Origin of the sequence: Paracrocinitomix mangrovi (assembly GCF_019740355.2) — a bacterium.
GTDB classification, from domain to species: Bacteria; Bacteroidota; Bacteroidia; order Flavobacteriales_D; family Crocinitomicaceae; genus Paracrocinitomix; species Paracrocinitomix mangrovi.
Genome location: NZ_CP091819.1, coordinates 2,205,295 through 2,217,795, shown reverse-complemented (window position 1 = coordinate 2,217,795; position 12,501 = coordinate 2,205,295). Strand labels below are relative to the sequence as shown.

Below are 12,501 nucleotides of genomic sequence, written 5' to 3'. Positions count from 1 at the left end.
ACAAAAAACTTATAGATTTTGTGTTTCAATAAGGTGAATTACTTTTTCAAGATCCTTAGGTGTATCTACATTGGGTGTTTCAATGGTTGTCTCAATACATTTGATTTGATAACCATTAAATAACCATCTTAGTTGTTCTAATGACTCAGATTTTTCAATCTCTGTGGTCTCAAGTTTTAGTAATTCTTTCAGTATGGATTTTCTCCATGCATAAATTCCAATATGCTTATAATGTTGTATTGAGACACCGTAAGGAATTACACTTCTACTAAAGTAAAGTGCGTTATGTTTTTTATCAAGAGCTACTTTAATCCTGTTGGGATTTTGAATTTCTTTTTGGTCATTCAATTTTTTAATCAATGTTGCAATTTGAACTTCAGGATTGTTAAAAGAATCAATTAAAGCATCTAGTTGTTCGGCTTTTATTAAAGGTTCATCTCCCTGGATATTAATAATAACATCATAATCACTAAATTCTTCAATCACTTCTCCGCAACGTTCGGTTCCATTTTGATGATTTTCAGATGTCATCATCACTTTACCTTTAAAAGATTGCACGTGATTAAAAATTCTATGATCGTCTGTTGCAACAATGACTTGATCTATCAATTTTGATTTTATAGATCCTTCATAGACTCTTTGTATCATTGATTTTCCATTGATATCTATCAATGGTTTACCCGGAAAACGGCTAGACGCATACCTGGAAGGAATAATACCTAATACTTTCATGATATGCGAAGATAAGAATGATTTACTTCCAACGTGATCTACGTATTTTCTTACGCCATCCGTTTCGTTTCACAAATTTTCTTTTTACAAATGAGTTTCTATACATAGAAACACCGTAACCTAGAGACAATTCATGCGTCATTCCTCCAAATCTATTTACTTTCCCTAAACCTAAATCGTAAGAATAAATGATTTTAAAATCCTTCCATAGGATAATTCCTGCCGAAAGAATAATCGTATTATCAATTCTATATCCTCCAGAAAGCCAAAAACGCTCGCTTAACAAGAAATTCATATCAATACTTGCGGCTAGTGGAGCTCCTTTGGTCCATTTGATCATGGCAGTTGGATAGAATTTAAAGTAATAGTCATCCACAAATCTATAACCACCGGTTAAAAAGAAATGTTGATACTGGAAACTGTTAAATAGTTTATCGTTTTGATCAATTACTTCATTATTCAGGATATAAGGTGCTCCAAATCCAACGTGCCAATGTTTGCTTCTAACAAACATTCCTGCACCAAAATTGACACCAATATTTTTAACAGTTCCTCCCATTTGTGGATCAACACCGTCATAAAATGTCAATTGATCATAGTTGGCAGTTTGCTGATTAAAACTTGCTTTCATTCCAAATGCCATTTGCGTATTTCTACCAAGTTTTATTGCATAGCTATATGATCCTCCAATTTCAAGATGCTTGAAAACGGTGATTTGATCATATAAAAATTGAAGATTGAAATTATGACCTCTAAATCCATAATACACATCTCCAATAAATGATTGTGGAGTGCCGTCAATACCCATCCATTGGTTCCTGTATAAAACCGATCCTCCAATATTGTTGGTTTGATCTATGTAGGCTGGATTAAAAATCTGGTGATTGTGCATGTATTGACTATAATTCACGCGATTTTGAGCCGTAGCACTAAAGCTAATCAGCAACACTATCAATGATATTGTTATTCTCATACGCACTATCTTTTAATTACTATGTAACCAGTCATTTTGGTTTTTGAGCCTGCTACAGGTTCAAAAACATAATAATATGATCCTTCTGGCACTTTATCTCCGTAAATAACTATTCCTCTGTTTGGTGTTCCATCCCAATCATTGTTATATGGTGCAGCCTGGTAAACTACATCTCCCCAACGATTCATAATAGTTAAAGTATTATCTGGATATCTGAATAAATTTTCTATGATGAATAAGTCGTTATAACCATCCCCATTCGGTGTAAGTCCTGTAAAGAATACCGGTGCAAGTGGTTGATCTAGTACAAATGTTGCCGTTTGTTCACAACCATTAGTGTCCGTAACTATTACTGTATAAGTCCCGGCAATTAGGTTTTCCAAGTCTTCTGTTATACCTCCATTATCCCAGTTGTACAAGTAAGGTGGATTACCACCGCTAGGAGTAATGTCTATCCAGCCATCAGATCCATTTTCAACTGAAATTTGATATCCACTTTCAGGATAGAAGGAAACTTCTGAATCGATAGAAATTGAGTCTGGTTCTGTAATGGTATATGTTTCTGTTACCTGACAACCTCTGGAGTCTGTAACAATTAAAGTATAATCGCCGGCACCTAGTCCGTTTGCACTGTTACCTGCACCTGATGTTAACCAGTTATAAGAGTATGGGAAGGTACCACCATTAACGACAACAAAGACTTTTCCATCAATTTCTCCATAACAACTTATTGGGGTCACGGTTTCATCAACATACAAGGAATCAGGTTCAATAATATCAATCTCAACAGTATCCTTACATCCTTCAACATCTGTGATTATGCATGAATAAGTTCCCTCAGATAATCCAAAGATATCTTCAGAAGTTGCAGAGTTTGACCATTCATAAGTAAAAGGAGGATTACCTAAATTCACTGTTAAATCAACTGATCCATCTGTTTCTCCGTAACAGCTAATTTGAGTAACAGCCGGACTTCCAACTGGTGTAGTAAATACGAATATATTAAATGAACAGGTGTCCGTATTTCCATATGCATCTTCCGCTACATAAGTCATCACTGTGTTTCCATCAGGGAAAGTACTTCCAGTAGGTAAACCGGTAATTCTTGTAACAGTTACTGGTCCGCAATTATCATTTCCAGGAGGAGGTGTAAAAGTTACTAAGTTGAAACATGTATAAATGTCTGCCGGACAAGTCACTGTTGGAGGAATTGTATCATCTAAAACAACATTAAACGAGCAGAAAGAGATGTTACCACTTGCATCTGCACCATATAAAAGCACCGTAGTTGTTCCATTGATTTGAGTTCCCGGAGGAGGGTCCTGAGTCACTAAAACAGCCTCACAGTTCGCAGTTGTATTCGCTAAACCTGTGTAGTCTCCTAAGAATGCTTCACAGTTGGTATCCAGATATGCGATTTGTGTTCCTGGACATCCTATAACCGGAGCAATTGTATCTTGAGGAATCAAATTAAATTGACACTGACCTGTATTTCCAGTTGCATCTGTAACTATCATTGTCATTGTCTGATTGGTGTCTATAATAGTTCCTACAGCAGGAAGTTGTGATATAAAGGTAGTACCGCAATTGTCAAATGGAGTCACTAATGAATCAAAAGGAACGATTTGATATTGGCAATTCACATCAAAATAAACATCTATTGAAGTAGGAGGACAAGCTATGGTAGGAGAAATAGTGTCAGTTAACAATACATCAAAATTACAAGTGCTACTATTTCCGTTTCCGTCAGTTACAGTCATTGTTATTGTAGTATTTGTACTTACATCTGTTCCAGGTATTGGAGATTGAGAGACAGTGTATGATCCACAATTGTCTATCGCTGTAATCATTCCGGTGTAATCTGGGATTGTGTATTTACAACTCAATCCTACATATTCATTTTGATCACTTAAACATGATACAATTGCCGGAGGTGTATTATCTGAAGGATTCACCTGGAAGTTACAAGTAGCAACATTTCCGGCTCCATCAATAGCAGTCATATAAACAGTAACTGTATCCGAAATAACCGTTGAAGGTAATGGTGATTGTAATAATGTAATTGGACCACAATTATCCGCATTAGCTACCATAAAAGTATAGTCTAACATAAAATGTTGACAGCTATTATTGAAGTTAACATTTTGGTTAGATGGACATGTCAATGATGGTGGTGTGTCATCAACAGGAATAATGTTGAACGTACAACTCGCAGTGTTTCCAGAATTATCAGAAACTGTGAACGTTTGAGCAGTAGTTGTAGTGATTATTGTACCTACAGTTACAGACTGAATGGTATTTGCAACTGCACAGTTGTCATCTGTTACTGCAAGTCCTGTAAAATCTGTCATAGTATAATCACATGTTGGACTCAATGAAACAACTTGATCAACAGGACAAGTAATAGTTGGCGCAATTGTATCAATTGGAATTACAGTAAATGAACAATTGTTTATGTTTCCAGCTCCGTCCACTACTGAGAACGTCACTGTAGTATTAACTACTATTACAGTACCAGCCGGAGGGTTTTGAGAAACACTTATTGGTCCGCAATTATCTGCTGCCACTGCTAATCCGGTGTAATCTGGAAGAGTGAATTGACAGTTGTTATCTAAATAAACATTTTGATTCGGAGGACACGCAATTGTAGGTATAGTTTGGTCAGATGGATTAACGTTAAACGTACAACTAGAAGAGTTTCCAGCTGCATCTGTTGCAGTTAATGTAATGGTAGTTGTATCAGTAATGACAGTTCCTGCTATAGGACTTTGAGTGATTGTTATTGGACCACAATTGTCGCCATTTGATCCCATTCCAGTATAATTTAGTAATGTGTATTGACAGTTTGCATCAAATGCTACATTTTGATCTGCAGGACATGTAATTGTAGGACTTGTGCTATCTGCTAAGAATAGATTGATTGAACAAACAGATGTATTTCCATTACCATCATCTGCAGTAAATGTAATAGTATTAGTTGCCCCAGATATTGTTGATCCTGGAACCGGGTTTTGAGTTACTGTTACTATACCACAGTTATCAGCTGTTACCACTAATGGAGTGTAGTCAGGTACAGTGAATTGACAACTAGCATCAAAGAAATCATTTTGATCAGGAGGACAAATTATTGAAGGACTAGTACTGTCTGCTAGGAATAAATTAAAAGTACAATCAAACGTATTTCCGTTTACATCTGTTGCTGTCATTGTGATTAATTGATCAGCTGTTAAAATTGTTCCAGGTGCAGGTGACTGTACAACCGAAGCTACACCACAATTATCTGAAGAACTAACCAATGATGTATAATCTAATAATGTATGCTCACAGTTTGCGTCATAAAAATCATTTTGATCCGGTGGACAAGTAATAGTAGGTACTTCATTGTCAATTACAATAATATCAAATGAACAAGATGCTGTGTTTCCTGAGGCATCAGTTACTTGATAAGAAACTGTAGTTGTTCCCACTGGGAATAATGTTCCTGAAGCTTGTCCGGCAGTTAAAATAGTGGTGGCCCCAGGGCAGTTATCTAATCCATTTGGTAAAGTATATGTTACAATAGCACCACAAACACCAGGGTCATTGTTTACTGTAATGTCAGCTGGACAAGTAATTGTTGGCGCTTCATTGTCGTTAACAGTAACATCAAAAGAACATGAGGCTATGTTTCCAGAAGCATCAGTTACTTCATAAGTTACAGTTGTTGTTCCAATTGGAAATACAGAACCTGATGCTAAACCTGTAGTCATTATTGTTACTGATGCCGGGCAATTATCAGAACCAATTGGAGTAGTATAATTTACAATAGCACCACAAACTCCTGGGTCATTGTTAACTATAATGTCTGCTGGACATGAAATTGTTGGGTTTTCATTATCAATTACTATTACATCAAATGAACAAGTGGTAGTATTTCCAGATGCATCAATCACCTCGAAAGTTACAGTAGTTGTGCCAATTGGAAATACACTTCCTGATCCTTGACCTGCAATCATAGTTGTAGTTGAGCCAGGACAATTATCAGCACCAACTGGAGCTATGTAAGTTACTACAGCACCACAAACTCCTAGGTCATTATTTACAGTGATGTTTGCCGGACATGAAACTGTTGGAAATTCACTATCAATTACTGTTACATCAAACGAACAAGTTGTGCTGTTTCCTGTGGCATCTACAACTTCATAAGTAACCGTTGTAGTTCCAATTGGGAAAACAGTTCCAGAAGCCTGTCCTGCAATCATTGTAGTTGTAGAACCTGGACAATTGTCTGTACCTGTTGGTGTAGTATATGTTACTAACGCACCGCAAACCCCTGGATCATTGTTAACGGTAATGTTAGCAGGGCATGTAATGGCTGGATTTTCGTTGTCATTAACGGTTACATCAAATGAACAAGTTGTACTATTTCCGGAAGCATCAGTAACCTGATAAGTAACAGTAGTAGTACCAATAGGGAACAAAGTTCCAGAAGCCTGTCCTGCAGTTATAATAGTAGTTGCTCCAGGGCAATTGTCAGTTCCATTAGGAATTGTATAGGTGACAATGGCTCCACAAGAACCAGGGTCATTGTTTACAATTATATCAGCTGGACAATTAATAACCGGATTTTGAACATCAAGAACAGTTACATCAAAAGTACATTGAGCAGTATTTCCAGAAGCATCTGTTACTACAAATGTCTGAGTTGTAACTCCAACAGGGAATAGTGCACCGCTAATAGAACCAGTAGTCATTACAGTTGTCGCTCCTGGACAATTATCGATACCAACAGGAGAAGTATAAGTTACAGTAGCACCACAAACATTAGTAATATTATTTACTGTTATATCTGCAGGACAGGTAATTGTTGGATTCTCACTATCCAATACTGCAATATTAAATGAGCATTGACTTGTGTTTCCTGAAGCGTCTGTAACTTGATAAGTAACAATTGTAGTACCAATTGGGAATAATGAACCAGATGCAAGACCTGCGATCATAGTTGTTGTAGATCCAGGGCAATTATCTAAACCAACAGGTGCTGTATAGGTAACTGTTGCTCCACAAATTCCAGGATCGTTGTTAACAGTTATATCTGCAGGACAAGTAATTGTTGGATTTTCATTATCTATTACGGTCACATTAAATGAACATTGAGAAGTATTTCCAGATGCATCAACGGCTTGATATGTAACGGTTGTAGTTCCAATAGGGAACACAGTTCCGGTTGGTTGACCAGCAATCATGCTAGTTACTACTCCTGGGCAGTTATCCGTACCTACAGGTGTTGTATATGAAACAACAGCTCCGCATAATCCCGGATCATTATTTACGGTGATATTTGTTGGACAGGTAATTGATGGATTTTCTACGTCATTAATTGTGACATTAAACGAACAAGAAGCTGTGTTCCCAGAAGCATCTGTAACCTGATAAGTAACGGTAGTAGTACCAATAGGGAATAAAGTACCAGATGCCTGTCCAGCTGTTAAAGTCAGAGTAGAACCTGGACAGTTATCATTAAATGTAGGTTGCGAATAAAATACAATCGCTCCACAAGCACCACCGTCATTACTTAAAGTAATATCCGCTGGACAAGAAATAGTAGGAGCTTCATTATCATTAACAGTAACATCAAATGAGCATTGAGCCGTGTTCCCAGAAGCATCAGTAACCTGATAAGTAACAGTAGTAGTACCGATAGGGAAAATAGTACCCGAAGCCTGACCAGCAGTCATAGCCGTAACAGAGCCAGGACAGTTATCGGCTCCAACCGGAGCAGTATAAGTGCACAAACACTAAACTCAACTCCAGGATCAGAGTATTACAGTAATATTAGCCGGACAAGATCGTAGGGTTTTCATTGTCATTAATAGTAACATCAAATGAGCATTGAGCAGTGTTCCCGGAAGCATCTACAACTTCATAAGTAACAGTAGTAGTACCAATAGGGAATAAAGTACCAGAAGCCTGACCAGCAATTAAAGTAGTAATCGGAGAAGGACAGTTGTCAGTTCCAACCGGAACAGCATAAGAAATAGTTCTACCACACACTCCAGGATCATTATTTTGAGTAATGTTAGGTGGACAAGAAATAACCGGTAGTTCATTATCATTAACAGTAACATCAAAAGAGCAAGAAGTAGTATTACCCGAAGCATCTACAACTTGATAAGTAACAGTAGTAGTACCCACAGGGAAAACAGTACCCGAAGCCTGACCAGCCGTCATAGAAGTAATAGCCCCCGGACAGTTATCAGCCCCAACCGGAGTAGTGTAAGTAACAGTAGCACCACATAATCCCGGATCAGTATTAACAGTAATATTTGCAGGACATGCAATAGTTGGTGCTTCATTGTCAGTAACAGTAACATTGAACGAACAAGAAGCAGTGTTACCCGAAGCATCCGTAACCTGATAAGTAACAGTAGTAGTTCCAATAGGGAATAAAGTACCAGACGCCTGTCCAGCAGTCATAGCTGTAGCAGAGCCAGGACAGTTATCCGCTCCAACCGGAATAGTATAAGTAACAATAGCCCCACAAGAACCAAGATCATTGTTAACGTTGATATCCGCTGGACAAGAAATAGTAGGAGCTTCATTATCATTAACAGTAACATCAAATGAGCATTGAGCCGTGTTCCCAGAAGCATCAGTAACCTGATAAGTAACAGTAGTAGTACCGATAGGGAAAATAGTACCCGAAGCCTGACCAGCAGTCATAGCCGTAACAGAGCCAGGACAGTTATCGGCTCCAACCGGAGCAGTATAAGTAACAGTGGCACCACAAACTCCAGGATCAGAGTTTACAGTAATATTAGCCGGACAAGAGATCGTAGGGTTTTCATTGTCATTAATAGTAACATCAAATGAGCATTGAGCAGTGTTCCCGGAAGCATCTACAACTTCATAAGTAACAGTAGTAGTACCAATAGGGAATAAAGTACCAGAAGCCTGACCAGCAATTAAAGTAGTAATCGGAGAAGGACAGTTGTCAGTTCCAACCGGAACAGCATAAGAAATAGTTCTACCACACACTCCAGGATCATTATTTTGAGTAATGTTAGGTGGACAAGAAATAACCGGTAGTTCATTATCATTAACAGTAACATCAAAAGAGCAAGAAGTAGTATTACCCGAAGCATCTACAACTTGATAAGTAACAGTAGTAGTACCCACAGGGAAAACAGTACCCGAAGCCTGACCAGCCGTCATAGAAGTAATAGCCCCCGGACAGTTATCAGCCCCAACCGGAGTAGTGTAAGTAACAGTAGCACCACATAATCCCGGATCAGTATTAACAGTAATATTTGCAGGACATGCAATAGTTGGTGCTTCATTGTCAGTAACAGTAACATTGAACGAACAAGAAGCAGTGTTACCCGAAGCATCCGTAACCTGATAAGTAACAGTAGTAGTTCCAATAGGGAATAAAGTACCAGACGCCTGTCCAGCAGTCATAGCTGTAGCAGAGCCAGGACAGTTATCCGCTCCAACCGGAATAGTAAAAACAATAGCCCCACAAGAACCAAGATCATTGTTAACGTTGATATCCGCTGGACAAGAAATAGTAGGAGCTTCATTATCATTAACAGTAACATCAAATGAGCATTGAGCCGTGTTCCCAGAAGCATCAGTAACCTGATAAGTAACAGTAGTAGTACCGATAGGGAAAATAGTACCCGAAGCCTGACCAGCAGTCATAGCCGTAACAGAGCCAGGACAGTTATCGGCTCCAACCGGAGCAGTATAAGTAACAGTGGCACCACAAACTCCAGGATCAGAGTTTACAGTAATATTAGCCGGACAAGAGATCGTAGGGTTTTCATTGTCATTAATAGTAACATCAAATGAGCATTGAGCAGTGTTCCCGGAAGCATCTACAACTTCATAAGTAACAGTAGTAGTACCAATAGGGAATAAAGTACCAGAAGCCTGACCAGCAATTAAAGTAGTAATCGGAGAAGGACAGTTGTCAGTTCCAACCGGAACAGCATAAGAAATAGTTCTACCACACACTCCAGGATCATTATTTTGAGTAATGTTAGGTGGACAAGAAATAACCGGTAGTTCATTATCATTAACAGTAACATCAAAAGAGCAAGAAGTAGTATTACCCGAAGCATCTACAACTTGATAAGTAACAGTAGTAGTACCCACAGGGAAAACAGTACCCGAAGCCTGACCAGCCGTCATAGAAGTAATAGCCCCCGGACAGTTATCAGCCCCAACCGGAGTAGTGTAAGTAACAGTAGCACCACATAATCCCGGATCAGTATTAACAGTAATATTTGCAGGACATGCAATAGTTGGTGCTTCATTGTCAGTAACAGTAACATTGAACGAACAAGAAGCAGTGTTACCCGAAGCATCCGTAACCTGATAAGTAACAGTAGTAGTACCAAATAGGGAAATAAAGTACCAAGACGCTGTCCAGCAGTCATAGCCGTGACAGAACCCGGACAGTTATCAGCCCCAACCGGAATAGTGTAAGTAACAATAGCCCCACAAGAACCAAGATCATTGTTAACGTTAATATCCGCTGGACAAGAAATAGTAGGAGCTTCATTATCATTAACAGTAACATCAAATGAGCATTGAGCCGTGTTCCCAGAAGCATCAGTAACCTGATAAGTAACAGTAGTAGTACCGATAGGGAAAATAGTACCCGAAGCCTGACCAGCAGTCATAGCCGTAACAGAGCCAGGACAGTTATCGGCTCCAACCGGAGCAGTATAAGTAACAGTAGCACCACAAACTCCAGGATCAGAGTTTACAGTAATATTAGCAGGACAAGAGATCGTAGGGTTCTCATTGTCATTAATAGTAACATCAAATGAGCATTGAGCAGTGTTCCCGGAAGCATCTACAACTTCATAAGTAACAGTAGTAGTACCAATAGGGAATAAAGTACCAGAAGCCTGACCAGCAATTAAAGTAGTAATCGGAGAAGGACAGTTGTCAGTTCCAACCGGAACAGCATAAGAAATAGTTCTACCACACACTCCAGGATCATTATTTTGAGTAATGTTAGGTGGACAAGAAATAACCGGTAGTTCATTATCATTAACAGTAACATCAAAAGCAAGAATAGTATTACCCGAAGCATCTACAAACTTGATAAGTAACAGTAATATACCCACAGGGAAAACAGTACCCGAAGCCTGACCAGCCGTCATAGAAGTAATAGCCCCCGGACAGTTATCAGCCCCAACCGGAGTAGTGTAAGTAACAGTAGCACCACATAATCCCGGATCAGTATTAACAGTAATATTTGCAGGACATGCAATAGTTGGTGCTTCATTGTCAGTAACAGTAACATTGAACGAACAAGAAGCAGTGTTACCCGAAGCATCCGTAACCTGATAAGTAACAGTAGTAGTACCAATAGGGAATAAAGTACCAGACGCCTGTCCAGCAGTCATAGCCGTGACAGAACCCGGACAGTTATCAGCCCCAACCGGAATAGTGTAAGTAACAATAGCCCCACAAGAACCAAGATCATTGTTAACGTTGATATCCGCTGGACAAGAAATAGTAGGAGCTTCATTATCATTAACAGTAACATCAAATGAGCATTGAGCCGTGTTCCCAGAAGCATCAGTAACCTGAATAAGTAACAGTAGTATTACCGATAGGGAAAAATAGTACCCGAAGCCTGACCAGCAGTCATAGCCGTAACAGAGCCAGGACAGTTATCGGCTCCAACCGGAGCAGTATAAGTAACAGTGGCACCACAAACTCCAGGATCAGAGTTTACAGTAATATTAGCCGGACAAGAGATCGTAGGGTTTTCATTGTCATTAATAGTAACATCAAATGAGCATTGAGCAGTGTTCCCGGAAGCATCTACAACTTCATAAGTAACAGTAGTAGTACCAATAGGGAATAAAGTACCAGAAGCCTGACCAGCAATTAAAGTAGTAATCGGAGAAGGACAGTTGTCAGTTCCAACCGGAACAGCATAAGAAATAGTTCTACCACACACTCCAGGATCATTATTTTGAGTAATGTTAGGTGGACAAGAAATAACCGGTAGTTCATTATCATTAACAGTAACATCAAAGAGCAAGAAGTAGTATTACCCGAACATCTACAACTTGATAAGTAACAGTAGTAGTACCCACAGGGAAAACAGTACCCGAAGCCTGACCAGCCGTCATTAGAAGTAATAGCCCCCGGACAGTTATCAGCCCAACCGGAGTAGTGTAAGTAACAGTAGCACCACATAATCCCGGATCAGTATTAACAGTAATATTTGCAGGACATGCAATAGTTGGTGCTTCATTGTCAGTAACAGTAACATTGAACGAACAAGAAGCAGTGTACCCGAAGCATCCGTAACCTGATAAGTAACAGTAGTTAGTTCCAATAGGGAATAAAAGTACCAGACGCCTGTCCAGCAGTCATAGCTGTAGCAGGAGCCAGGACAGTTATCAGCTCCAACCGGAATAGTATAAGTAACAATAGCCCCACAAGAACCAAGATCATTGTTAACGTTGATATCCGCTGGACAAGAAATAGTAGGAGCTTCATTATCATTAACAGTAACATCAAATGAGCATTGAGCCGTGTTCCCAGAAGCATCAGTAACCTGATAAGTAACAGTAGTAGTACCGATAGGGAAAATAGTACCCGAAGCCTGACCAGCAGTCATAGCCGTAACAGAGCCAGGACAGTTATCGGCTCCAACCGGAGCAGTATAAGTAACAGTGGCACCACAAACTCCAGGATCAGAGTTTACAGTAATATTAGCCGGACAAGAGATCGTAGGGTTTTCATTGTCATTAATAGTAACATCAAATGAGCATTGAGCA

Annotated in this window: 7 protein-coding genes and 1 pseudogene; all 8 read right to left on the bottom strand. The window is 39.1% G+C overall.

All coding sequences use genetic code 11. The features are described from left to right. Positions 1-9 precede the first annotated feature (9 nt). The 8 genes and pseudogenes from kdsB to K6119_RS10125 all read right to left on the bottom strand — a co-directional run bounded on the left by kdsB (position 10) and on the right by K6119_RS10125 (position 12,476). Entirely contained in the window at positions 10-732 is a 723-nt protein-coding gene (gene kdsB / locus K6119_RS10155) for a 3-deoxy-manno-octulosonate cytidylyltransferase (RefSeq protein WP_221838736.1), read from the bottom strand. 22 nt (positions 733-754) lie between these two features. Next, positions 755-1,705: a PorP/SprF family type IX secretion system membrane protein gene (locus tag K6119_RS10150; RefSeq protein WP_221838735.1), complete on the bottom strand. Its 951-nt coding sequence runs from the start codon at positions 1,703-1,705 to the stop codon at positions 755-757. Between the two features lie 5 nt (positions 1,706-1,710). Continuing rightward, positions 1,711-7,479 carry an HYR domain-containing protein gene (locus tag K6119_RS10145; protein WP_237827988.1) on the bottom strand — a complete coding sequence of 1,923 codons (5,769 nt, stop codon included), beginning with the start codon at positions 7,477-7,479 and terminating at the stop codon, positions 1,711-1,713. A 40-nt stretch (positions 7,480-7,519) separates the two neighbouring features. After that, on the bottom strand, positions 7,520-10,099 hold the full coding sequence (locus K6119_RS10140) for an HYR domain-containing protein (RefSeq protein WP_418889088.1): 2,580 nt from the start codon (positions 10,097-10,099) through the stop codon (positions 7,520-7,522). Positions 10,100-10,272: 173 nt separating this feature from the next. Next, positions 10,273-11,298, bottom strand: a pseudogene (locus K6119_RS10135) (HYR domain-containing protein); the annotation flags it as partial. Between the two features lie 14 nt (positions 11,299-11,312). Further along, positions 11,313-11,756: an HYR domain-containing protein gene (locus K6119_RS10130; RefSeq protein WP_237827987.1), complete on the bottom strand. Its 444-nt coding sequence runs from the start codon at positions 11,754-11,756 to the stop codon at positions 11,313-11,315. After that, on the bottom strand, positions 11,746-11,940 hold the full coding sequence (locus K6119_RS19495) for an HYR domain-containing protein (protein WP_418889087.1): 195 nt from the start codon (positions 11,938-11,940) through the stop codon (positions 11,746-11,748). The genes K6119_RS10130 and K6119_RS19495 overlap by 11 nt, the downstream gene beginning before the upstream one ends. Continuing rightward, a complete protein-coding gene (locus K6119_RS10125; RefSeq protein WP_255715305.1) occupies positions 11,874-12,476 on the bottom strand; it encodes an HYR domain-containing protein in 603 nt (200 codons plus the stop codon). The genes K6119_RS19495 and K6119_RS10125 overlap by 67 nt, the downstream gene beginning before the upstream one ends. Between the last annotated feature and the right edge of the window lie 25 nt (positions 12,477-12,501).